The organism is Candidatus Spongiisocius sp. (assembly GCF_965221825.1).
GTDB lineage: Bacteria > Actinomycetota > Acidimicrobiia > Spongiisociales > Spongiisociaceae > Spongiisocius.
The window spans coordinates 3,183,019-3,207,599 of the sequence record NZ_OZ244917.1 but is presented as its reverse complement, the minus strand read 5'-3'; the positions used below and the strand labels follow the sequence as shown (position 1 = coordinate 3,207,599).

General features: G+C 65.8%; 18 protein-coding genes and 1 riboswitch. Of the genes, 15 read left to right on the top strand and 3 right to left on the bottom strand.

The features are described 5' to 3' along the window. Nucleotides 1-133: 133 nt before the first annotated feature. Genes ACOQPD_RS14685 through ACOQPD_RS14675 form a run of 3 tightly spaced genes read left to right on the top strand, consistent with a single transcriptional unit; the run spans nucleotide 134 to nucleotide 6,569 of the window. Nucleotides 134-1,372 carry a DUF6361 family protein gene (locus tag ACOQPD_RS14685; protein WP_420612707.1) on the top strand — a complete coding sequence of 413 codons (1,239 nt, stop codon included), beginning with the start codon at nucleotides 134-136 and terminating at the stop codon, nucleotides 1,370-1,372. A gap of 20 nt (nucleotides 1,373-1,392) precedes the next feature. Continuing rightward, a complete protein-coding gene (locus ACOQPD_RS14680; RefSeq protein WP_420612706.1) occupies nucleotides 1,393-3,207 on the top strand; it encodes a hypothetical protein in 1,815 nt (604 codons plus the stop codon). Next, entirely contained in the window at nucleotides 3,204-6,569 is a 3,366-nt protein-coding gene (locus ACOQPD_RS14675; RefSeq protein WP_420612705.1) for a helicase-related protein, read from the top strand. The genes ACOQPD_RS14680 and ACOQPD_RS14675 overlap by 4 nt, the downstream gene beginning before the upstream one ends. Nucleotides 6,570-6,712: 143 nt before the next feature. On the opposite strand, the gene ACOQPD_RS14670 is transcribed toward ACOQPD_RS14675, so the two are convergent. Continuing rightward, on the bottom strand, nucleotides 6,713-7,510 hold the full coding sequence (locus tag ACOQPD_RS14670) for an NUDIX hydrolase (protein WP_420612704.1): 798 nt from the start codon (nucleotides 7,508-7,510) through the stop codon (nucleotides 6,713-6,715). Nucleotides 7,511-7,656: 146 nt separating this feature from the next. Between ACOQPD_RS14670 and ACOQPD_RS14665 the strand changes: the two genes are divergently transcribed. Next, entirely contained in the window at nucleotides 7,657-9,270 is a 1,614-nt protein-coding gene (locus tag ACOQPD_RS14665; protein ID WP_420612703.1) for an ARPP-1 family domain-containing protein, read from the top strand. A 52-nt stretch (nucleotides 9,271-9,322) separates the two neighbouring features. Here the strand turns inward: ACOQPD_RS14665 and ACOQPD_RS14660 are convergent, their stop codons facing one another. Then, entirely contained in the window at nucleotides 9,323-9,919 is a 597-nt protein-coding gene (locus ACOQPD_RS14660; RefSeq protein ID WP_420612702.1) for a helix-turn-helix domain-containing protein, read from the bottom strand. 88 nt (nucleotides 9,920-10,007) lie between these two features. Between ACOQPD_RS14660 and ACOQPD_RS14655 the strand changes: the two genes are divergently transcribed. The 11 genes from ACOQPD_RS14655 to bmt all read left to right on the top strand — a co-directional run bounded on the left by ACOQPD_RS14655 (nucleotide 10,008) and on the right by bmt (nucleotide 23,471). Continuing rightward, nucleotides 10,008-10,226 carry a tautomerase family protein gene (locus ACOQPD_RS14655; protein WP_420612701.1) on the top strand — a complete coding sequence of 73 codons (219 nt, stop codon included), beginning with the start codon at nucleotides 10,008-10,010 and terminating at the stop codon, nucleotides 10,224-10,226. A 175-nt stretch (nucleotides 10,227-10,401) separates the two neighbouring features. Then, on the top strand, nucleotides 10,402-12,423 hold the full coding sequence (locus ACOQPD_RS14650) for a hydantoinase/oxoprolinase family protein (protein WP_420612700.1): 2,022 nt from the start codon (nucleotides 10,402-10,404) through the stop codon (nucleotides 12,421-12,423). Nucleotides 12,424-12,532: 109 nt separating this feature from the next. Then, entirely contained in the window at nucleotides 12,533-13,276 is a 744-nt protein-coding gene (locus ACOQPD_RS14645; protein ID WP_420612699.1) for an aspartate/glutamate racemase family protein, read from the top strand. Nucleotides 13,277-13,367: 91 nt separating this feature from the next. Next, nucleotides 13,368-15,095, top strand: a complete 1,728-nt coding sequence (locus tag ACOQPD_RS14640) for an ABC transporter substrate-binding protein (protein WP_420612698.1) — start codon at nucleotides 13,368-13,370, stop codon at nucleotides 15,093-15,095. A gap of 395 nt (nucleotides 15,096-15,490) precedes the next feature. Beyond that, nucleotides 15,491-16,498: an ABC transporter permease gene (locus ACOQPD_RS14635; protein ID WP_420612697.1), complete on the top strand. Its 1,008-nt coding sequence runs from the start codon at nucleotides 15,491-15,493 to the stop codon at nucleotides 16,496-16,498. Further along, nucleotides 16,495-17,361, top strand: a complete 867-nt coding sequence (locus ACOQPD_RS14630; protein ID WP_420612696.1) for an ABC transporter permease — start codon at nucleotides 16,495-16,497, stop codon at nucleotides 17,359-17,361. Before ACOQPD_RS14635 ends, ACOQPD_RS14630 begins: the two co-directional genes overlap by 4 nt. Beyond that, nucleotides 17,358-18,344, top strand: a complete 987-nt coding sequence (locus ACOQPD_RS14625; protein ID WP_420612695.1) for an ABC transporter ATP-binding protein — start codon at nucleotides 17,358-17,360, stop codon at nucleotides 18,342-18,344. The genes ACOQPD_RS14630 and ACOQPD_RS14625 overlap by 4 nt, the downstream gene beginning before the upstream one ends. Continuing rightward, nucleotides 18,329-19,354, top strand: a complete 1,026-nt coding sequence (locus ACOQPD_RS14620) for an oligopeptide/dipeptide ABC transporter ATP-binding protein (protein WP_420612694.1) — start codon at nucleotides 18,329-18,331, stop codon at nucleotides 19,352-19,354. The genes ACOQPD_RS14625 and ACOQPD_RS14620 overlap by 16 nt, the downstream gene beginning before the upstream one ends. 4 nt (nucleotides 19,355-19,358) lie before the next feature. Next, nucleotides 19,359-20,990, top strand: coding sequence for a hydantoinase B/oxoprolinase family protein (locus ACOQPD_RS14615; RefSeq protein ID WP_420612693.1), 1,632 nt, complete (start codon nucleotides 19,359-19,361; stop codon nucleotides 20,988-20,990). Continuing rightward, nucleotides 20,990-22,189, top strand: coding sequence for an amidohydrolase family protein (locus ACOQPD_RS14610; RefSeq protein ID WP_420612692.1), 1,200 nt, complete (start codon nucleotides 20,990-20,992; stop codon nucleotides 22,187-22,189). Before ACOQPD_RS14615 ends, ACOQPD_RS14610 begins: the two co-directional genes overlap by 1 nt. An 85-nt stretch (nucleotides 22,190-22,274) precedes the next feature. After that, nucleotides 22,275-22,353: riboswitch (SAM riboswitch) on the top strand. A gap of 8 nt (nucleotides 22,354-22,361) precedes the next feature. Beyond that, nucleotides 22,362-23,471 (top strand): betaine--homocysteine S-methyltransferase, encoded by a 1,110-nt coding sequence (gene bmt, locus ACOQPD_RS14605; RefSeq protein ID WP_420612691.1) that lies wholly within the window; start codon nucleotides 22,362-22,364, stop codon nucleotides 23,469-23,471. A gap of 219 nt (nucleotides 23,472-23,690) precedes the next feature. Here the strand turns inward: bmt and ACOQPD_RS14600 are convergent, their stop codons facing one another. Continuing rightward, the gene (locus tag ACOQPD_RS14600; RefSeq protein ID WP_420612690.1) at nucleotides 23,691-24,356 is read right to left on the bottom strand and encodes a hypothetical protein; all 666 of its coding nucleotides are present in this window, start codon (nucleotides 24,354-24,356) and stop codon (nucleotides 23,691-23,693) included. Nucleotides 24,357-24,581 lie beyond the last annotated feature (225 nt).

Genomic DNA, 24,581 nt, shown 5'->3' with positions numbered 1-24,581 from the left:
CATTAACCCTCCGGGAGTAGGGCGGGCTTCCTTCATATAGACTGGCCAGCGGCTCGATACGGATGCCCCGGCCACGGGCTCGATGGTCGGCAGCACCGCACCCTTAGTGTTTGGCAACGCCAGTGAGGTTCACTTGACTGCCTACTCGCCCGCCTCCTCGCTCGGTTGGCTCGATTTCGACGCCGCGGCCGCTGACCGGGTAGCGAGGCTCCTGAAGGCACTCCAAGAACCAGCGACGCTCGATGTCCTGGGTCTGGGATCGGTTGTCACCACCTTCTCCGACATGCTGCATCCCGGTACTTCCTACGTCCATACCAGGATGCGCTACTTGATGTTCCTGCCATGGATATTCCAGGGCCTCGAGGCGGATCGGGTCGCACCAGGAGACTTCTACCGGCGGCTTCGCCGTGACGAAGTCCTGCTCATCGACTGCTTGCGCCATCAGGGATCCGGCCAGGGTGTAATCGGCTACCAGGCCGGGCGGAACCTGAAGCGGATGCCCAGCGACATCTACTGGGGAGCCCTCTGGGACTGGGGACTGCGACGCCATCCCCTCGGCCTCGGCGAGTACGCGCAGCGTGCGGCGGCCTTCGGTCGTTACCGGGCTGGGCGCGATGACGACGGCAACGCCACCGACGAAACCCACTCGATGTGGGCGGCGCTCCCACCTCCCCCAGAGGACTTCCTACACGCCAAGACCGACTTTGAGCTTAGGCGCGACGAAGCACAGGCCTTGGTCGACAGCATCCGGCGCAAGCGGCCAGATACCCTTATGGCGTCGCTTTGCGCCATGCCGGGCATCGCGTCCCATTACAGGTACCCGTGGGACGCCGACCCGAACACGCTGCCCGGGTCGGCGGCCGAGGCACTGCACCACGCCCGCTGCTTCTCGGAACTGACCGCCGGCCCTCAACACGCCTACAACATCCTGGTGGCGCGCCGGGCTCAGCGGCTGCTCCGTTGGGACACGGACGAACTCGTGGAGAGTCAACTCGTTCATCTAAGGAACTGGGTCGCCTTGGTCGGAGCTCGCAACGGGCAACTCAGCACCTGGGTCGCCAACCTCCCGGCGTTCTGGGCGTTGCTTAACCAGCACCGCAGAAGCCCTATAAGACACGGCACGCAACACTTCGTCAACACGATCGTGGATCTGGCGGTCAACGATCCTGAAGGGTTCGAGAACCAGGAGGACATTCACCAGGTGATCCGTAGGCGCGAGATCCGGCTGAAGTCGAATAGGGCGCGCCTGGGCAGTCGCGCCGCGCTGGAGAATTGGCACGGATCCCCGGTCGGCGGCCGGCACACCTACCGATGGTCCGTCGCCAAGCGTTACCTCGGTGAGATCGCGGAAGCGCTGCAGGTCGACTCCTAATGCTCCAACCAACCAACCGGTTGACCCTCATTGATGCGATGCGCCCACCGGCCCGGTTCGAACTGGAATCCGCCATGGCCGTCACCTTCACGCTCAACCTGTCGGCCCTCCTCGCAGCGCCCGCCGCATTCGCCATCGCCGGCTCGGGCGACAACAAGACCCATGTTGACGTCCAGACGCCCGTGGAGTTGATCCACGCACTCCGCACCAACTCCCACAAGCTCACCGTCTTCGCCGAAGCCGGAATGATCGGCCTACCTACGGCCAGCCGAGCGTTCGCCTTCCTCGAACGCGCCGTGGTTTCGGTCCGGCCCCCGCGGGGAGGAATCGTCCATCCCAAGGTGTGGGTACTGCGCTACCAGGCATCCGCCGATCTCGAGGAAGTCAAGAAGGGCGACCAGCGGCTCCGGGTGATCATCACCAGCCGCAACCTCACCTTCGACCGAAGCTGGGACACGGTCCTGAGGCTCGACGAGTCGATCGACTCAGAGGGAGCACAGCTTGTCCAGGTCGGCAAGCTGTTCGAGGGGCTACTCGGCAACACGGTCGGCACCGTTTCCGAGGATCACTCCGAGCGAGTACATTCTCTCGCGGGAGCGCTACGAACGGCGCGGTTCGCGCTGCCATCGGGCATCGACGGTCTCAGGATTCACGTGCTGGGCTTCACTTCCAAGCGGTCGCCGCTACCGACAGCCGCGGACCGCTCGCTGATCATCTCGCCCTTCTTGACCGACGACTTCTTCACCAGGATCTGTCCGCGGCCGGTGGACGAGCTGGTCAGCCGCCAGGAATGGCTCGACCGATTGGAGGTGAGAACTCTCGATCCCATCAAGAACGTCTGGGTACTGGACAGCACGCTCGACGACCGCGGCGACTCCGAAAGCGGCGACTCCCCTGACGACCCGGCACAACCGCAACTCTCGCCGTCCGACCCCGGTCGGCCCCTGGTCGGGCTCCACGCCAAGGTCTTCGCCTTCGAGCAGGACGGTCAGGCGCGGCTGTTCGTGGGGTCGGCCAACGCCACGGGGCCTGCTTTCGAGAACAACCTTGAGATCCTGGCCGAGCTACAAGGACCGGTTGACAAGCTGGGAATCGACCGGCTAACCGAGGGAAACGGAGACGAACCCGGACTGCGAGCCCTCTTCGATGCTTACTGCCGGAGCGATCCGACGGTCGACGACGAACCTGCCGCCATCAACTTTTCAAGGGCTATCCGCGCCATCGCCCGCGTCCCGTTCAGTGGAGAGGTGGAGAAGAGCGGCGAGGACTGGGCCGTGACGTACCGGTCGACCGAGCCGGTCCCCTCCTTCAAGGACATCGAGATCCACTGCCGGCCGCTCACTTTTTCCGGTGACCGGCGCCAGATCGCGCCCGGACAGCCGTTAGAGGAGCGCTTCGAGACCAGCCTGGAACGCATGAGCGGCTTCCTGGCCTTCGAACTGAGCCACGAGAGCGGTGAGGAGGCCGGTTTCGTGGTACCGGTACCGCTCGAGGGAGTCCCGGAGCATCGAGACCGGCACCTGCTGAAGTTGCTGATCGGCAACGCCGAGCGCTTTCTCCGCTACCTCCTGGCCCTTCTCTACGAGGACTCCACTCAAGTCGATCTCGGCACCGTGATCCGCTCCATGGACACCGACCGATCGGACGGGAACAGCCGGGTCAACCTGGCGGTCCTCGAACGGCTCCTGAGAACCATGCGACGGGATCCGTCCAGGCTTCTCGGGCTACATCCACTCGTGGACGACCTCAAACACGACGACTCTCTTCCGGAGGGTTTCGCCGGACTCTGGGAAGCGATTCACAGCGTGACAACCGAGGAGGCCGGCCGACGGTGACCGAGCCTCGCATCGATCTAGACGCAACGCTGGCGGATCTGAAGGACTTCCAGCGATGCACCGCGAAGTGGGCATTCGAGCGGATGTACGCGAAAGACGATCCTGCCCTCCGGTTCCTGGTGGCGGACGAGGTCGGTCTCGGCAAGACACACATCGCCAAGGGCGTGGTCGCCCAGGTCATCGACCACCTGGGACGAACCGGAGACAAGCGCCATGACATCGTCTACATGTGCTCGAACGCAGCCATCGCTCGCCAGAACCTCCGAAAGCTTGTCCCCAAAGGAATCGAACCGACGCCCGTAGAAGTAGACCGGCTCACGATGCTTCCGCTCGTCGATCTCAAGGACGAACAGGACGGGCGACCCGGTATCAACCTGTTGGCCATCACCCCAGGCACGTCCTTCAAGTTCGGACGAAGTACCGGCAAGTTCACAGAACGCGCCCTCGCCTACGCGTTGTTGCGCCGCGCCTGGGGCCCCGAGGTCATGAACAGGAGAGCTCGCCACATCTTCTGGTTCGGCCTCACGAAGGGCAGCTACGCCGACCGAGACGCACGACTCCAGTGGTGGGGGGAGCATTTCCGAGGGCGGGTCAGGGTGTCGCGGGAAGAGTTCAACGCCCGTCTGGACGGGGTGGACCGGGAAAGACGAGGAACCGGCCGACCACCACTGCGACAAGTGTTCGCCGAACTCGTGGACCGCCTCCGGATTGAACCTACCTTCACCGGCCGCAAGTGGTGGTTGCGGACACATCTGATCGCAGAGGTGCGCCGGGCCATGGCGCTCGTCGGCATCGACGCGCTCCGCCCCGACCTCGTGGTGCTCGACGAATTCCAGCGGTTCAAGGATCTTCTGAGACCCAACCCCGGAAACCTCGCCGCGGAGCTTGCCAAGGGACTGTTCGACTACCGCGATCCCGACAGCGGGCAGCCGACTCGAACCCTGATGCTCTCGGCCACGCCATATCGCATGTACACGACCGCCGACGACACCGACGCCGACCACTACAAGGACTTCCTGGACACCTGCGAGTTCCTCTACCAGGATGCCGAGCGCGTCAAGAAGCTGAAGCGCGGTTTCGGCGAGCTTCGCGGAGCGCTCACGGAGGCGGTGGTGCTCGATGACAACGAGGTACCCCTGACCGACGCCGCTCGCATCTGCGGGAAGATCGGGTCGGAACTTCGGAAGGTGATGGCGCGCACGGAGCGGCTGGCCGCCACGCCGAACCGGGACGGGATGCTCGATGAACCGCGCGTCCCCGTGTCGGTGGCTCCCGACGACCTCCGCTCGTACGTGCGCCTCGGTGACCTGGCGCAGGTCGTCAAGCACTACGACCCCACCGAGTACTGGAAGTCCGCGCCGTACCTCGTCAACTTCATGGAGCACTACAAGCTCAAACAAGCCATCGAGAGGGCTGCTGCTGATGGTCAACTCGTCGATGGCGGGCGGCTGGACCCGGGTCCCGGGCTGCTGAGTTGGGCAGATGTGGAGAACTACGAGCGCGTCGATCCGCAGAACGGGAGGCTTCGATGGCTGGTCGACGACCTCGCAGACTGCCGGGCCTTCGATCTCCTCTGGATACCGCCGTCGATCCGTTACTACGACACCGGCTCCGTCTACGAATCTCCGGAGGCCGGTAACTTCACCAAACGCCTGATCTTCTCCGGCTGGCGGGTCGTCCCGAAGGTCGTGTCGTCGTTGGTCAGCTTCGAAGCCGAGCGTCGCGCCTACGCCAGCCGAAGGCACGGTTACTCGGCCGAGTACCGGCAACGTGGTGGCCAGCGGCTCACCTTCCGCACCAGCGAGCGGACAAGTGCAGAAGCTCGTGCCGGGGAAGCTTCCGGTGCGCGTCGCGCCGCCTCGATGACGACGTTCCTGCTGGCGTGGCCAAGTCTCACCCTCGCGAATTTGGGTGACCCGCGACGCCTGGGATCCGCCCGACCCGCTCGCGCCGATGTGATTGCCACGATCGCCCGGCGAATCGAAGGAGCCGTCGAGCCGCTGGACCGCTCTGCGTCTTCCGGTGGATCTGTCGATCGTCGCTGGTACTGGGCCGCGCCGCTCCTACTCGATCACATGCTTCACCCTTCGGTTACCGAACGGCTGCTGGCTGAGCAATCGGCGGAACTGTGGGAGGGTGATCGAACGGACGGGAACTTCCGGGCGCATCTCGCCGAGGCCCGGGCGATGGTCGAGTACGGCCCGACCGCCCTCGGCCGGCGGCCCGAGGATCTCTACGAAGTACTCGCCGAACTGGCGCTCGGAGGACCGGCGCAGTGCGCGCTGAGGGCAGTCCAAGCGGTCGTGGGGCTCCCCGCCGCTCACGCGAGTGTGGTTGGCGCAGCGGTGCGAATCGCCGAGGCCTTCCGGAGCTTCTTCAACGCCCCGGAGGTGACGGCCACGGTTGCTGCGTCACAGGCGGAGCAACCGGATTCCGGGGAGGGTGTTGCCCGGTACTGGCAAGACGTCGTAAGTCATTCGATCGACGGGAACCTGCAGGCGCTGCTGGACGAGCACGCTCATGTTCTTCGCGACTGGCTCGGTTACGTCAACCTCGACAGCGCCGAGCAACGAGTCAAGGCTGCGAAGGGCATTGCCTCCAAGATCGGCGAGGCGCTCAGGCTTCGCACCGCGGCGCTGCGGGTGGACATCCCCCGCCGCAACGAGCGCGACGACAGCATCGAACTGGAAGCCCACCGCATGCGTTCTCGCTTCGCGGTGGCCTTCGGCGATCAGGTGCTTGACGAGGGCGGCCAAGCCCGCGTCGGCGCCGTGTCAGTGGCCTTCAACTCACCCTTCTGGCCGTTCGTGCTGGCCTCGACCTCGGTCGGTCAGGAGGGACTGGACTTCCATCTGTGGTGCCATGCGGTGGTGCACTGGAACCTCCCCACCAGTCCCGTCGACCTCGAGCAACGCGAGGGTCGTGTCCATCGTTACAAGTGCCATGCGGTCCGTCGCAACATCGCTGAGAGACTCGGACCCGACCTGCTGGCAAGAGGCGTGCCGCAGGGTGACCCCTGGCGGACACTCTTCGAACGGGCAGCATCCGAGAGAGGACCTGACGACGGGGAGATGGTGCCCTACTGGGTGTTCCATCAGGGCCGGGCGAAGATCGACCGTCTCGTTCCCGTGCTGCCGTTCAGCCACGAGTCGACCAGACTCCCCCGGCTACGGAAGTCCCTCGCCGTCTATCGCCTCGCCTTCGGCCAGCCACGCCAGGACGAACTGGTCGAGTTCCTGGGTGATCGCATCAGCCCCGAACTGCTGGATGGTTGGCTGTCGAAACTCCGGATCGATCTCTCGCCTCCGGCTCGCAACGACGAACCCTGCGAATCGCCTGGCACCCGTCCGGACACTTCCTAGGGAACCCGTCCCCACAGAGTCCGAAGGCTGGCTGATGTCGTCCTACCGTGAAATATGGGGTCTTTCTACCGTGCAACTCAGGGAGCACCCACCGTGATTCTCCGGGCCCCTTCGTGTTCGGAGGTGTGAGGCGGGCGCTGCGCTCACCGATCAGCCGGAGGTTCTTTCGGAGGTCGGGGCTTGCGGCGGGGGGAATAGGTGGACCTGGGAGTGGGTGACCTGGTTAGGGGTGGAGACATGTACTCGGCGTCTCCGGTCTGGTAGATGGCGGCGGGACGGCCCCCTCCCGGAGTCGGACCGGTGTGATCGCCGGTGAGCTTAAGGTAGTCGGGGCTCCTGGTGACCTTTCGGTGGAAGTTGCCCGGCTCGAGGCGAGCGTTCCACACCGCCTCGTAGACGCGCCTCAGCTGGCTGATGGTGAACTCAGGCGGGCAGAACTGCGCGGCGAGCGTCGTGTACTCGAGCTTGGAGCGGATACGTTCGACCGCCTCCGCAAGGATCCTGTCGTGGTCGAAGGCTAGGTGGAGGGCATCAGCCTCGACCTTCACCACGGGGAATAGGCAGGCATCGGCCGCGTCTCCGCCGCCTCTCGGTTCGGGTAGGTTGGCGAGGATGGCCCAGTAGGCGACGGTGACCACCCGCATCCGGGGATCGCGCCCGGGCGTACCGTACGTACCCAGTTGCTCGAGGTGGCGCGGCCTGGCCACGATCCCGGTCTCCTCCTCGAGCTCGCGCAGGGCCGCAGTTTCCAGATCTTCGTCAGGACGCACGAAGCCACCCGGCAGCGCCCACCGACCTTCGTGCGGATCCTGGCCGCGCCGGACCAGGAGGATCTGGAGTTGGTCTTCGACGATGGTGAACGTGACGATGTCGACTGTGACCGCCACCGGCGGGTATGCCCCGGGATCGTATCCGTCCGGCGCCTCCGTGTCACACCCCATCCCTACGATGATACCGGTTTTGTGTTGACAGGACAAGAACCCGAGTATAAAGTTTTTATCAAAGTGGAATAAATAGGTGGGTTTCGGCGTCATAACAGACATAGGGTCGCTTCCCACCCGGAGCGCCATTGACCGAAGGAGAGACATTGACTACTGATGCGACCGCTACCGAACCGACCAAGATCTGGTTCCTTCTCGACCGGTCGGGATCGATGGGGAGCCTGACCCAGGACGTGATCGGAGGCTTCAACACGTTCACCGCCGAGCAGTCAACGGAACCGGGAAGTGCTCATCTGACTCTGGTGCAGTTCGACAGCCAGGATCCCTTCGAGGTGATCCACGATGCTGTACGGATCGACGAGGTCCCCGAACTCACCACCGAGACATATAGCCCGCGGGGAAGCACACCTCTGTTGGACGCTATCGGTGAACTCATCGAACACGCGGACCGCCGTATCGAAGCCCGATCCCGGGGCGATCGACCGGTAGAGGACCAACTGGTGGTGATATTCAGCGACGGCCTGGAGAACGCCTCCCGCCGGTACAACCGCGCGGCGATTGCCGAACTCATCCGGGAGCGGCAGGAAGCGGCATGGGAGTTCGTGTTCATGGGCGCCAACCAGGACAGCTACCTCGAGGCGGGCCGGATCGGCTTCGCCCGTGAGAGCATCTCGAATTTCGCCGCTGACGAGCGAGGGACCTCGGCGGCGTTCGAATCGATCTCCCGCGCAACCCGCGAGTACCGCGGAAAGACCCGGATGGAGCGGTCGAGGGACCTTGGCACGTTCTACGGCGGCACGCGAGAAGCCGAGATCGAGATGGGTAGCCGATCCGCGCAAGCCACGGTCCCGGAGTTGCGCCAAGGGATCCCGTACCTGGAGCGGGCCGCGATCGGCCGGCCCATCACGCGTCTGGGTATCTCACTGTTTCCGGTCTACCTGCCGGGGAACGATCTCCCGGAGATCGCCACGGGAGCAAACTCGGGCCTGGTGATCGAGGAGCTGCCTGCTTCGGCGGTGCCGTTCCTCAAGGTAACGAACCCCACGAACCGCCCTGTCCTGATCCCGGAAGGTGAACAGCTCATCGGTGGACTCCAGGACCGGGTGCTCAACACGAGCGTACTAGTGGCTCCGTCCACCCGCCTGGACATACCCGTGTCGTGCCTCGAGCAAGGCAGGTGGGGTGACCGTCGTGAATTCGACCGCGGGAGGGCATTCGCTCCGAGGCGGGCCCGGCGGGCGAAGAATGCGTCGGTCGCCGATTCGCTCCGCCGGGGAGGCTCCCGCCGGAGCGACCAGGCCGCCGTCTGGAACGCCATCGATCGGGAACTCGCCCATCTTCGGGTCGAGTCCCGGACCCGGGCCGCGCGCGACGCCGAGGGGTTCCTTCGCCGCGACCGCCGACGTGCCGGCACGGTCGAAGGCCTCGCCAGGCGGGGGCCGCTACCGGGCCAGTGCGGCGTGGTGGTTACCCACGGCAGGCGGGTGGTGGCGATCGAGGTGTTCGGCAATCACGACCTTCTGCTCCCCCACTGGGAAGGGTTGGTCCGGTCCCACCTGATGGAGCGACCGACGGCTAACGGATACCCCTCCGCCACCCGGGCCCTGCATAGGATCAGGCCCTTCGCCCAGGGGCTTGCCACGGCGAACCGCGGAGTCGGCATCGGCACGGAGTTGCACATGAACGACCGGAGGACGGTGGGCCAGGCACTGGTTCACGATGGCGCCATCGTCCACGCGTCCGGCTTCATGATCGGCTGAGCTACCACGAGCAACCAGGTGGGCGGTGAGTGTCCGCTTGCCGCCTGCCTGGTCAGAAGGAGGGTGGAGAGGTGACCACCAGAAAACGGCAGCCGGCAGGGCCGACCGCCGCCATAGTGTGGGGGATTGTGGCCGGATAGGTATACACGTCTCCCCGGCTCAGCTCCACCGGCGATGAACCCGTGAGCTCCACGCGCAGGCAGCCCTCCAACACATAAAGGACTTCCTCGCCCTCGTGGCCGGCGTTCACTGTGCGGGCACCCGGCTCGAACTCGACTTCGTTGGGCTCCATCAGGTGAGCGCCTCCCTGCGTCAGAAACCGCGTGGATGCGCCCTCCACCAGTTGGTAGGTCTCGCCTTCGCCACGACGGACCAGGCTGGTGCCCAACCGCTCCTGAGGCAGGAGAAGGCTGTGGGCGGTGGTTTCCAGCGCCTGAGCGACCTTGTGGAGAGCCAAGAGGCTGGGCATGGCCTTCCCGTTCTCGAGCTGGCTGAGGAACGGCTGGGAGAGGCCGCACCGGGAGGCCAGTTGCTGGAGTGTCAGCCCCTGTGCCTTGCGCAGCCGCCTGAGGGCAACCCCCAGAGTCACGGCCACCTCACCCCCGTCGAGCGGGCGGGTCCCGACGCCGGCCGCGATCCCATCAGTCATGGCCCGATGCTACCGCCCGACCGTCACCCCATGTCCTAGGTAGTGTGCACGACAGTCAGGTTCCGGCCCATTGTCTCTGGGAGGTTCGATGCCGCTTGCTCACATCCACTTCATGTATGACCTCGTCGACGGGGATCTGCAGGAGGCCAAGCGCAGGCTCGCTGACGAGGTTGCCGACAGCATCGCTCGCAACGTGGTTCACCATCACCAGGGTTCGCCCAAGGACCTGGTCACTGTCGTCTTCCATGACATCGGCGCCGACGACTGGGCTGCCGGTGGCACCCTCTTCAGCGACCGGAACCCCTGACCTGCCCCAAATTGCGCCGGCCCTTCCCGCATCGTAGGATTCCTTTTCGGTACGCTCGACTGCTCCGGTAGCGGCAGGCGGAGTGCCGGATCAACGAAGAAAACCCTCCTCAACGGGTCGGCCCGCGGGTCGGCGCGTTGTTGCATGTAGCTAGCAGCCATCTCACGGGGAGCCGATGCGCGTAGCGGTAGACATAGGCGGTACCTTTACCGACGCTGTGGTCATCGACGATGATGGCAATACCCGCACGGCCAAGGCACTCACCACCCCGAAACACCTCTACGACGGGGTTCTCTCGGCTCTTGACCAACTCGGCGTCGACTGGACCCGGCTCGATTCCATCACCAACGGCACCACCGCGGGGCTGAACGCCTTCCTCGAGCGTCGCGGCGCCAGGGTCGCGCTCCTCACCACCTGGGGATTCCGGGATGTCTACGAGTTGGGCCGAGCCAACCGGCCGGACATGTACAACGTCCGCTACCGACCACCAACCCCGCTGGTGCCCCGCCGGTCCATCTACGAGGTGGACGAGCGGATGGCGCCGGACGGATCCGTGGTACTGGAGTTGGCAGAGGAAGCCATCCATGAGTTGGCGCCCCGGCTGGCCCGGGACTACGACGCGGTGGCAGTCTGTTTTCTCCACTCCTACGCCAACCCCGCCCACGAACACCGGGTGGCCGAGTTGCTCCGCTCGGCGGACCGCTCCCTCTCGGTGGTCTGCTCATCCGACGTGGCCCCGGAATGGCGCGAGTACGAACGAACCAGCACCACGGCCATCGCCGCCTACGTGGCGCCAATCGTCGACAGCTATCTAAAAGAGCTGGAGGAACAGACCGCCGAGCGGGGCATGCGGGGATCGTTGCGCGTGATGCAGTCCAATGGCGGCGTGATGTCCGCCGGCTCCGCCCGGCGCAAGCCCATCCAGACCCTGTTCTCCGGACCGGTCGGGGGCACCATCGCCTGCCTGTCGGTGGCGAACGACCTGATCGAGGAGACGGCCGCAACCCGGCTGATATGCGTGGACATGGGCGGAACGTCCTTCGACATGAGCCTGGTGGTGGATGGACGGGCTGACGTCGAGCTCGAGTCTGAGCTTCAACGCCATCCGGTATTAGCGCCCACCGTCGCGATCCACACCATCGGCGCCGGTGGGGGAAGTATCGGCCACACCGCGGGCGGTGGGCTCCGGGTAGGCCCCCGTTCGGCGGGCGCCGTCCCCGGTCCCGCCTGCTACGGATCGGGAGGAACCGAACCGACCATCACTGACGCAAATCTCCACCTCGGACGGCTACCGGGTAGCACCCGCCTCGCCGGTGGCATGGCTATCGACAAAGCAGCCGCCGAACAGTCCCTGACAGCTGTAGCGGAGTCCCTGGGAATGGATGAACTGGGCTTGGCGGCCGGAATGGTCGCGGTCGCCGACTCCACGATGGCGAACGCCATCCGCGAGATCACGGTGATGCGTGGGATCGACCCCCGCGACTTCATCCTGGTGGCTTTCGGTGGGGCCGGACCGCTCCATGCCACGTCACTGGCGGACGAGCTGGACCTCGACACCGTGGTGGTACCGGTCAATCCAGGTGTTCTCTCGGCCTACGGGATGCTCCAGACCGACACCCGCCACGACGCCGTCCAGAGTTTCTACGTGCGCGTGGCCGACCTCACCGCTGAAGCTCTTGAAGCCGCCCTGTCGGACCTGGAGGAGCGGGCCCGGCTGATGGTGAAGGAAGACGGCTTCGACGATCATGCGATCACGCTGGAACCGTCGGCCGATCTGCGTTACTCAGGCCAGGAGTACACGGTGACACTCCCTCTCGACACGAGCAACGGCATGGAGGCACTGATCGAAGGGGTATCTGACCAGTTCGCCGAGGCCCACAACGTCCGGTACGGGCACAGCAATCCCGGGGAGGCGGTGGAGTTCGTCAACCTCCGGATGGCCGCATTCGGCGGCATGACCCGTCCCCGCCCGCAAGCTCTTCCGACCGGAGATGTGCCGTCGCCGACCGGCACAGAACGAACCTGGTTCGGAGACACCTGGTTCGAGACCCCGGTCTACCAACGCTTCGGGCTGCCGGGAGCTGCGGAAATAAAGGGGCCGGCAATCGTCCTGGAGGACGCTTGTACCACACTGGTACCACCGAACTGGACCGCCCGAGTTTCGGACCACGGGCACCTCGTCCTCAATCGGTCGTGAAGTTCATGTCAAGACAGCCCACCTCTACGATAAGCACACATCCCGACCCCGGCCGAAGCGGAACCGGGTATCCGCACACGAGCAATCCAGTCTTGGAGGTACGGAAACCATGAGAATCCAGGTCATCAACCCGATGGGGGTTGACGTATACAACCCGATGGTGGAGCAGGCCATCGCAAGAGCCACCGCCCCCGATACCAAGGTCGAGGTCCGCTCGCTGATGGGCACCGGTGTCCCGGCCACGGCCTTCCTTCCGGCGCACTCGCTGATGATGAACCAGCTGCTCACCCAGGTCGAGACGGCGGAACGGGACGGGTTCGACGCGGTCGTGATCGCCTGCGCCGCCGACCCCGGTGTGGAGGACGCCAAGGAGCTGGTCGACATCCCGGTAACCGGACCGATGGAGGCGGCAGTAGCGGCAGGCCGCGCCTTCGGCCACCTGGCGGTCGTATGCCCCCGCATCGAGAGCGGCGAAGGTGAGAACCTTCCACAGAACGCCAACTGGGTGCGCCGCCTGATCCATCGGTACAGCGCCGAATCCATCTTCGCCGGGGTGATCTCGGCCCCGAGCGGGCATCCCCCGGCAGACGAGGTGAACCGGCTGCTGGCCGAGGATCCACCGGGGCTGCGGGCCGCGGTCCGGGCCGAGATGGAAGTCTCCGCCACGACCACCGCGCTGGAAGCGGCGGAGCGAGCGTTCCACGACCTCGACGCGGAAGTGATCTTCTTCGCCTGCACCCTCTGGTCGGGCCTGCTGGGCCCCATCCGCGAACAGGTGCCGGTGCGAGTGCTCGATCCGCTCATCACCCCCGTCCTGTACGCGGAGATGCTGGCCAGGACCGGGAGCAACTGACCACCAACACCGATCGACCGTTTCCCGGGCCTCGTTCGTCATCGAACGGTCGGAACGGTCGGGCAACAAAACCTAAAAGGGAGGTAAGAAAATGAAAATCACGAGATCGGCGGTCCGGCTCCGCCTGATTGCCGTCTTCGCCGCTCTGGCGCTCGTCGTAGCGGCCTGCGGCTCGGACGATGCCGAGCCGGAGAGCACGCCTGCGACCACGGCTGCGCAAGCTCAGACCACCACGACGGCGGCCATGACTGAAGAGGCGCCGGCGGAAGAGACCATGGAGGAGCCCGCCGAGGAGGCACCCGCCGAAGAAACGATGATGGAGGAGCGGGTGCTCACCATCGGCGTTCCCGGTGACATCGAGACCCTCGACCCGTGTTGCGCCAACTTCATCCGGGCCCACGAGGCGCTGCTGATGGTCTACGACGTTCCGGTGATCCACCCCATTGTGGAGCAGAACGGCGCCATGGTCGGAGATGCGGACAACCTGCTGCCCCGCTACTTCGAATCGTGGGAAGAGCATGATGACGGCCTGACCTTTACCATCAAGGTACGGGAGGGCATGACCTTCGACGACGGCACTCCGATTACCGCCGAGACCGTCCGGTTCATGATCGACCGCAACCTCAACACCCCCGGCGGTGGCGCGTGGTTGCTCACCAACATCGCGTTCGTGACCAAGCCACCGACGGTGATCGACGAGTACACGCTGGAGCTGGTCTCGGATCGGCGCAGCCCGATGGTCATGCAGTCCTTCTACATGTCCAGTTCGGCGGCGGTCGATCCCAACGTGGTGGCGGCCAACGCCACCGAGGACGACCCGTGGGCCACCGAGTACATGGCGCGCAACGCCGACAACCCCAGCGGGCCGTACCGGCTGGTAAGCCGTACCCCCGACGAGGAAGTCGTGTTCGAGGCCCGGGACAACTACTGGGGCGGCCGTCCCGCCTACGACAGGATCATCTGGAAGATCATTCCGTCGCCCGCCGAGCGGGTCCAGTTGCTCAAGGCCGGAGTGATCGACCTGGCGGTCGGTCTCGGGACCGAGGAGTTCAATGCCCTGGACGGATCCGAGGGCGTGAAGGTCGTTCGGGCGCCTTCCAAGAACATGGCGTACGTCGGCATGAACAACTCGATCGCCCCCTTCGACGACGTGGCGGTCCGCCAAGCGGTCTCCTACGGCGTCGACTACGACGACATCCTTGAGAACGTCTACAAGGGCGACGCCCGCCGCCTCCACGGGGCCATCCCCAACGGCTCGGCGGTCTCGCTGGGCGCCGAGGTCGGATACACGCAGGACGTCGCCAAGGCGCAGGAGCTTCTCGGTTCCAGCAGCTACGACGGCGGCACCGTGACCCTGTCGATCGATTCCGCCAAGGCCGAGCACCAGCTGATCGCGGTCCGCGTCCAGTCGGCGCTGCGCGAGATCGGCATGGACATCGAGATCGAAACCCTCCAGTCCCCCGTGTTCGCTGAGCGTAAGGTGGGCAAGCAGCTGCAGATGTTCGTGGACGAGTTGCTGGCCTGGATTGACGACCCGAACTACCAGCTGTCCCTGACCCTGGAGTCCGGAGTGTTCGGCAACTACGCCGACTACTCCAACGCCCGGGTGGACGAGATCATCACGGACGGTTGGGCCGAGCAGGATCCTGCCGCCCGCCGCGCCATCTTCGAGGAGGCCCAGCGGCTGATCTCCGAGGATGCTCCGTGGGTCTTCCTGGCGCAGCCGGACTTCAAGTTCGCCCTGCGGGAGGACGTTGACGGGTTCGTGCTGTACCCGAACGCCATCCCCCGCTTCGCCGACCTGTACCCGGCAGGCTGATAGAGGATCAAGGAGGGTGCTGAAAAAGATGGGGATGGGTTTCCCCGCGATGGACTGACCTGGGGTTTCGTACCGACGATCAGGCCAGCCGGACATTTTCAGTACCCTCCTCCAAGAGGGTGCGCGGTGTCCCATCCGCGCACCCTCTGAAGGCTTGGGCGTGTTTACGCTATGCGCGTTCATTTGTCATCGCGGGTCCCCGTGGTCGGTCTGTGGGGCGGCGGTGGGATATGGCGTCGCCAGCGGCGTCTGTGGCAAAGATTTGCTGACGAAGGCGTACCCGCAGGGTACGTTGAGGAGGCAGGACGCAGCCAGAGGCGTCGATGGCGGTCCAGAGCACGCCGACCGCCACACAGACCGACCACGATCAAAGAGGAATCAACCGAGGAGAGGGTATGCACCTCGCCGTCTACGTGCTCCGCCGGCTGGCATACATGCTGGTGGCGCTATTCGGCGTTTCCCTGGTCGCCTTCGTGGTGACCAGGCTGCTACCCGGTAACCCCGCTTACATGATCGTGGGGGAAATGGCCGACGAGTCCACGGTGATAGCCGTCACCGAGCGACTCGGACTCAACCTCCCCATCCATGAGCAGTACTTCCGCTACATTCAGCAGCTGGCGTCCGGCGACCTGGGCGACAGTTGGCGGACCCGCAATCCGGTCACGACCGACATCGGGTCGCGATGGCCGGCCACCATCGAACTCGGCAGCGCGGCCCTGATCCTAGCTCTGGCCTGGTCGGTCCCCCTGGGGATCGTTTCGGCGTTGCGGAGGCGTTCCTTCTCCGATCGCCTGGCCAACGCACTATCCGGCTTCGGAGTGTCGATACCCGAGTTCTTCCTCGGCATGATCCTCCTGCTGGTGTTCTTCGCAACGCTGGAATGGGCGCCCCCCGCGCTCGGACGGACGCTCGGGGACGTCCCGCCCCACACGACCGGCCTGTACACCGTCGACGCCATCCTGGCCGGCGACTGGGAGGCGTTCAAAGCTGCCGCGGTACAGATGATCCTGCCCGCGGTGACGCTGGCGGTGACGGTGGGAGCGCCCATGGTGCGGGTCACTCGCGGGTTCATGCGCGAGACGATGGCCTCCCATCACATCCGGTCCGCCCGAGCGCTGGGCGTGCCGGAACGGTCCATCGTGCTCCGCCACGCGCTCCCCAACGTGCTGCTTCCGGTCACCACGATGGGGGCGATCATGTACGGCTACCTGCTGGGCGGGACGGTGCTCGTCGAATTCGTGTTCGCCCGACCCGGCATCGGCAAGTACGCCATCGACTCCATCAGCGAATCCGACTTCGCCCCGGTGCTAGCCGCCGTACTGCTGAGCGCGCTCTCCTACCTGGTGGTGTACCTGATCATGGACATCCTGCACTTCGTGATCGACCCGAGGACCAGGACATGACATCCCAGGCGTTGCCGGACCGCAAGACGCCCGTGCGCGGTCGGTCGGGAAGGGTGGTCCGCCAGGTGCTCCGGACGCCGGCGTACCTGTCCATGGCGATCATCGTGCTGGTCGCGCTCGTCGGGCCCTTATTCGTTAACGACCCGCTGGATTTCCTGGGCGGAACCCTGACCGGACCCTCGGCCGAGTTCTGGTTCGGGACCGACCAGTTCGGCAGGGACATCTTCGCCCGGGTGGTTCACGCCGCCCGCCTCGACCTCTGGGTGGGCCTGATCGCGGCTGCGCTGGCCGTCGTGGTCGGGATGCCTCTGGGCGCCCTGGGCGCCTACCGGGGAGGCGCCTTCGACGCGCTGCTGCTGCGAGTCTCGGAGTCATTCCAAGCCTTCCCAACCCTGTTACTGGCGCTCGGGATCGTGGCCGCCCTGGGTCCGAGCATTCCCATCCTGATCATGGTCATCGCCATGGTGAACGTCCCCGTCTATCTTCGCCTCACCCGGAGCGCCGTGAAGCCCCTGGTCGACTCGGACTTCGTGCTGGCGGCGCGGTGTGCGGGCAAGAGCCAGGCCACCATCCTGCGGCGCCACATCCTGCCCAACGTGTCGGAGATCGTGTTCGCCCAGTTCTCGGTGAACGTGGCGTGGGCCATCCAGATTCTGGCTGCGCTGAGCTTCGTCGGACTCGGCGTCAAGCTCCCGACCGCCGAATGGGGCGCCATGGTGCGGGATGGCATCGACTACATGTATTACGGGCAGTGGTGGATTTCTCTCTTCCCGGGGCTGGCCATCCTGGCCACGGTCCTGACCCTCAACTTCCTGTCCGACGAGATCAGGCACGGGCGACGAGGGCCGATGGGAAACCGATGACCGCCAGACCCGCCTCCCCGGCGACCGACGCCCCTCCCCTCCTCGATATCGAGAGCCTTACCGTCGGATTCCACACCGGCCGAGACGACGCTTCCATGCCGCTCCAGGGTGTGAACCTGCGGGTGCCGCGCGCCAGCCGCATGTCGCTGGTCGGGGAGTCCGGATCGGGCAAGAGCCTCACCGCGTCCGCAGTGATCGGGATGCTGCCGGAGGGGGCGGAAGTCCTGGCGGGTTCGATCCGGCTTGACGGAGAGGACCTGATCGGCGCCCCCAAGCGGCGCATGCGTGATCTGCGCGGCCGGCAGATCGCCATCATGTTCCAGAACCCCAGAGCGTCCCTCAACCCGGTCCTGACCGTCGGAGGCCAGATCGCGGAGGTAATCCGCACCCACTCCGACGCCGGGCGCCGCGAGAGCCATCTCCGAGCCATCGATCTGCTCGATCAGATGGGAGTTCCCGACGCCCGCCGGCGGGCCAGCGACTACGTCCACCAGTACTCGGGAGGTATGGCCCAGCGGGCCGCTCTCGCCATGGCACTCTCATGCCAGCCCGATCTCCTCATCGCCGATGAGCCCACCACCGGGCTCGACGCCACCCTCCAGCAACAGGTGCTGGAGCTGGTGGTGGAACAGGTGTCGGACCGGGGCGCCTCCCTGCTGCTGATCACCCACGACATCGCCATCGCCCGCCAGACCTGCGAGCGCACCGCGGTCATGTACGCAGGGAGGGTCATGGAGAGCGGACCGACCGCCTCGGTGACCTCCTCCCCCGCCAATCCCTACACCACGGCATTGCTGCGGGCCTTCGCCACCGTGGACGAGGGCCGGATGTACGCCATCCCGGGGACGGTTCCCACCTTGCTGGGTCCCCTGACCGAGTGTCCCTTCGCCAACCGCTGCCCGGAGGCCGGCGAGGAGTGTCGTGACGGCGTGCCGGAACTCCGAGCTATCGAAGATCGGGTGGTGGCATGCGTGAAAGCGTGACCTCTCCGGTCCTCGAAGTTCGTGATCTGGTCAAGGACTACGTGTCCCGCGATGCCAAGCTCCGCCAGCGGGTGGTGAGAGCGGTGGACGGCGTCAGCTTTGAGGTCTGGCCGTCCGAGACCTTCGCCATCGTCGGCGAATCGGGCTCGGGCAAGTCAACGGTGGGCCGGGTGATCCTCAAGCTGACCGACGCAACCGAGGGTCATGTTTCGCTGCTGGGCGAGGACATCCTGGATATGCGTGAGAAGCAGTTCCGGCCCATGCGGAGAAACCTGCAGATGGTGTTCCAGGATCCGCTGGCGGCCTTCGACCCCAGAGCGACGATCCGGTCCAGCCTCCGCGAGTTCGCCGAGTTCGGAGGCGAGCGCACGCCCTCCCAGCAGAACCAGGCCATCGAAGAAGCCATCCGCAACGTCGGGCTGGCCGCCGAGATCGCCGACCGGCGACCGGCCGAGGTCAGCGGGGGCCAGCTGCAGAGGTTGAGCGTGGCCCGCTCCCTGCTGGTCGAGCCCCGGTTGCTCTTCCTGGATGAACCCACCTCCTCGCTCGACGTGTCCATCCGGGGCCAGATCGTCAACCTGCTCGCCGGCCTCCAGGAATCGGACCAGCTGGCCTACCTGCTGGTGGCCCACGACCTCCGGGTGGTGTACGCCATGGCCCACCGGGTGGCGGTGATGTACCTCGGCCAGTTCGTCGAGATCGGTACCCGGGACCAGGTCTACCGGGACGCCGCCCACCCCTACACCCGCGGCCTGCTGGAGGCCGCCCAGCTCGAGGAACCGGGGCACGTCGGGGAGCCGGTGCGCCTGTCGGGTGAGATCAGCACCGACCATCTCGCCTCGCCCGGATGCCGCCTCATGCCAAGATGTCCCTTCTCGGAGTCGAAGTGCGCCGAGCCCCAGCCGTTGCGGGAGACCCGCGCCGGCCAGCTGGTCCGGTGCTGGAAGGCTGTCGAAGCGCCCGTTTCCATAGGATTACCCGAGCCGCCCTCGCCGGGCGATAGGAGTTAGAAACATGCACGTAGATCCGGTAACCGTCGAGGTGATCCGCAACGCCTTCATCTCGATCGCTTCCCAGATGAACAACAACCTGGCCCGGTCCGCATACACCCCCATCATCTACGAGATGAAGGACTGCTCGGTCGGCCTCTTCGACGCCCGCGGCAACCTGCTCGGTCAGGCGCCCGGGTTGCCCATCTTCCTCGGGAGTCTGGAAGCCGCCATCGACGTCACCCTCGAGCATCTGGGCGGCGCGGAATCCTGCCGGCCCGGCGATGTCTACGCGGTCAACGACAGCTACATGGTTGGCAGCCACCTGAACGACGTCAACGTGATCTCGCCCATCTTCCACAGCGGGGAGCTGGTCGGGTTCGGCGCCACCAAGGCCCACTGGTTGGACATCGGCGCCAAGGACCCCGGCCAGGCGATGGACTCCACCTCCATCTACCAGGAGGGCTACCGGATCGCGCCCGTCCACCTCTACCGGGAGGGCAAGCCCGAACGCGGGATGCTCGACTTCCTGACCCGCAACAGCCGCCTGCCCCGCTCGATCTGGGGTGACATGCATGCCCAGATCGCCGCCTGCAGGACCGGCGAGCGCGGGCTCGCCGAGCTGATCGACCGCTTCGGGCTGGACACGGTGACGGCTGCCGCCGAAGTCATCTTCGACCAGTGCGAACGCCTTGATCGCGAAGAGGTGGCATCCATCCCCGATGGGGTGTACGAGACCGACGGCGAGATGGACAGTTGGGGACCGGGCGGTGATCCGGTGTATGTCAAAGTGGTCGTGACGGTGGAAGGCGACGAGATCAGGGTCAACCTCGACGGGTCGGCGCCGATGACGCCAGGTTGCATGAACTGCGGGTTGGCCCAGACCGAGGCGGCCGCCAATCTGGCCTTCAAGATGCTGATCAACTCCGATGTCCCGGTCACCGCCGGCACGTTCCGCAACCTCACGCTGAGCGCCCCGGAGGCTTCCGTGTTCGACGCCCGGGAGCCGGCGGCCTGCCAGTACTACTACCCCCACCTCGGGATGATGATCGATCTGTTCATCCGGGCGCTGGCCCCGGCGGTTCCCAACCGGGTGGTCGCCGGTCAGGCCGCCGACCCGATGAACGTGCTGTTCAGCGGCCCCAACCCCCGGACCGGCGAGGACTTTGTGGTCGGAGAGGCCACCGCGGTCGGCTGGGGCGCCTACCAGGGAGGCGATGGCACCAACGGGCTCATCAACTACGGCGGCGGCGACCTCAAGAACATCCCGGTCGAGGTGATGGAGTCCCGCTACCCGATCCGGGTCCACCAGTACTCGGTGTGGCCCGATTCGGGCGGCCGGGGCCGGTGGCGGGGCGGCCTCGGAGTGCTCCGGGATTACGAGGTGCTGGCCGACGACATCACCGTCTCGACCTGGTTCGAACGCACCAGAACACCCGCGTGGGGATTGTTCGGCGGCGAGGACGGCGCGGCGACCGACGTCAAGCTGACCGTGGACGGTGAGACCGTTCCGTTGCTCAAGGCCAACCAGATACCGGCGCCTAAGGGGTCGCAGCTTCATGTGGCCACCGGTGGAGGGGGCGGCTACGGAGCCCCGGACGAGCGCGATCCCGAGTTGGCAACCGAGGATCTGATCGACGGCTACGCAACCAGATAATGTCCGGCGCCCACGCACCGACCCCTCCCCTCCGTATCCGGGGCGCGTCGTGGCTCGACACCGCCACCGGCGAGTCGCAGGTACGTGACCTGTTCATCCAGGACGGCGCCATCCGGGCCGAAGACACCAGTGCGGGGCGAACCGTGGACGCATCAGGGCTGCATGCCATGTTCGGCCTGTGGGATTGCCATGCCCACGCCGGCGGGCTCATGTACGACCCGGACGCCACCGGCTACTTCGAGGCGGCCCCGGACAGGACCATCCGAGCCGGCGAGAACTTCCGCCAGGCGGCGGAGATGGGCGTCACCGGAGTGAGGTGCGTCGACGAGGCCGACGATCTGGACCTGGCCTGGGGGCGGGCCTACGCCGCCGGCACCACGCTCGGACCCCGGGTGACCGGCGCCGGGCGAGGAGTTCGCACCACCGGCGGCCACGGTACGGCCTTCCCGCGGGTCTACACGCAGATGGGCGCCGAACTGGTGGTCGACGGTCCTGATGCGATGGCCCAGGCGGTCCGCAGGCAGGTGGAGCGAGGGGCGCAGTGGATCAAGATCATGCTGACCGGCGGCCTCTACAGCCCGTTCGAAGAGGCCGACGAGGGCCAGTTCACCGAGGCGGAGCTAGCCACCCTGATGGAGGTGGCCAACCAGCGCCACATCCCGGTGGCGGCCCACTGCGGGGGTACCGAACCTGCCATTTCGTTCTCCGAACTGGGCGGGCGCTCGATCGAGCACGGTTACATGCTGGACGAGCAGGCCGCCGAGGTGATGGCCCGCAACGGCACATGGCTGGTGCCCACCGTCGGCGTGACCCATGACCAGGAGTACATCCAGAGCGAGGGGTGGCCCGAACACGCCGCCAACCGCTCCCGGGAGCTGATGCCCGTCCACGCCGCCGCCCTCCGCGCCTGCATCGAGGCCGGCGTTCAGATCGCCGTCGGCGCCGACCTGAACCCGATCGGTCCCCGCTTCCATCGGGAGCTAGAGATGCTGGAGAGAGCTGGCATGGACCGGCGGTCGGTCCTGCACGCCGCCTCGGTGGGCGGCCGGGCGCTCAACGGCTTCGGCGACTGCTCTACCCCCCATCCCGGCGCCGTTGCCGACCTGATCCTGGTCGAGGAGAGCCCGATGTCGTCGCTGGAGACGCTACGGAAACCCGTTCTCGTGATCACCCACGGTCGGGTGGTCTATAACCGCTGACTCCTAATCCTCCCGTTCGGAGCGGCCGGCGGCGTCGCCTCCCGCATGATTTCCGACACCGGTTCGCCGCGCCTGATAAACTCGCTCAAAAGACAGCGCCGATTTGATCAGTCAGCTTGCGGGCGCTCTAGAAGACCAGCTAAAGCGACCGGGCGTTCCGCAGGAACAACGCATGGGCCGCAGCAGTTGGGCAGCCCTTTCTCGTGAAGGAGCCCTTCAGGGCATCGGCATCCTGGCGGAAACGGAGGAAGCCGTGTCCTCGTTGAACCCGGCTGTGAATACCTCGTTCGATCGATTGCTCTCGGGGGCGGGCATCGTGGTGGCCGACGGAGGCCTGGGTACCAGCCTGTTCGCGCTGGGAATGCCGCCGGGCGCCTGTCCCGAGTTGCTGAACGTGGAACGTCCTGACATGGTGATCGAGGCCCATTCGGGCTTCCTCGAGGCGGGATGCGACATCGTCCTCACCAACACGTTCGGGGCCAACCGGCGACGGCTCGTCCTGCACGAACTCCAGGACCGGGTTGCCGAACTGAACCTGGCTGCCGTGGCGCTGCTCCGGCAGTTGACCGACCGGCTCGAACGACCCGTGGCGGTAGCAGGGAGCGTCGGACCGACCGGCGACCTACTGGCGCCCCTCGGGCCGCTGCATCACGACGCCGCCGTCGAGGTGTTTAGCGAGCAGATCGAAGCTCTGGTGCGTGGTGGCGTCGACGTGGTCTGGATCGAGACCATGTCGAGCCGGGAGGAGTTGGAAGCGGCGTACGAGGCGGCCCGATGTTTCCGGACGCCCGTCGTGGCCACGATGAGCTTCGACACCCACGGCCGGACCATGATGGGTTTCCGTCCCGAGCAGTTAGCCACCTGGAGCCGCGACCAGGCCATTCCTCCGGCGGCGGTCGGGGCCAACTGTGGTGTGGGAGCCGGGGACGTCGTAATGGCCGTGAACGAGCTAGCCGAGGCGGACCCGGGAACGGCCATCGTGGCCAAGGCCAACTGTGGCCTGCCCGCCTACACCGAGGGACACCTGGCGTATCCACATGGTCCGGAGACCATGCCCGCCTACGTCGACCTGGCGATTAGGGCAGGTGCGCGCTTGATCGGCGCCTGTTGCGGGAGCGGACCCCGACACATAGCAGCCATCAGAGAGGCAGTCGACTGCCGGCGTTCCTACCGGATGAGGGTCACGCGCGAAGAGATCGCTCGCCGCCTACCCCATGCGCCGCGCCCATCCCCTGCCACCCCGGTCCGGCGAGAGCGCCGCCGCCGGGTCGCCAGGGGCTGAGCCGTTCCACAAGCACTAGCCGGAGCTGGAGGCGGACGCCGACCGGTAACGATCGCCTCACGGTAGGTTGGCGCGGATGGCGACACCGTGGTCCGGAGATCCCGAGGGCCCATGTCCCGAGCCTCGATCGCGCCGGCTAGAAAACCACTGAGCGCCGTTTGCCCGGGGCTCGGCCAACGGTGTGCGCATCCGACGGGCGCAACGCCGGTTGATGTCTCGTCAAGATCCGCCCGGCCGGCAGTATGGGCACGGCTCGCGAACGGCATAGCGCTTCGCTTTTAGGAGAGAACCGTCAGGGATCGCTTCCAGAACCTCACTCGCAAGCGATCGGTACGTACACCGTCGCGCGAGCTGCCGCAGTGGATTGAGACCTATCGACTTCTGCGCCGGAAGCTCGCTCTCGGGTACTACCAGGAACTCCCACTGGGAAGCCGCACGCTGATCCGCGAATGCCTCGTCCGGCTCGCCGTGCCAGGCGAACACGTACACATCGGCAGATCGTCCGCCCTCGGAGGGGGAATTGTGGTATTCGCCATGGGCGCACCTCGACCAGTCCCACTCACGGCTGGAGATGTCGAACCGCGGGTTCGCCTCCGTCGTTGCAGATGACGGGCCCGACCAGCTCTGGAGAAAGCTCGACTGCTTGATCTCGAGCCGGGCACCCGTGCCGGTGTGCTCTACGTCCCATGCGTCCCACGTTTCGGTAAGGCGCCACCGTGGGTCGGCGCTCTGCATGATCAGTTCCACCAGGCATTCCACGTAGTCTGCCCGCTCGACATTGTTGATGATGGCCCGGTCGTAGACGTGTTCCGCTACCCGCCCCATGACCATCTCGGTGATCTGGCGCTGGGTCACGAAGTCGTGAAAGGAAGGGTCGCTGCTCATGGATGCGGGTCAGTCCTCGGCTTACGTACGGCGAGCATATCGAACGGTGATCCGTGAGGATGGGCCCGGCATCATGCGTAGAATCCCCACCTGTTGCTATTAGAGAATCTCCGGGTCCCCGGGCTCGCGACCGGTTAGGCAGGACCAGTATCATCGAGTCGTTCCTTACCCACCCGATCGCCGCTGACAACGTGTTCGAGGAAGCTTGCTACAAGCTCGCCTACG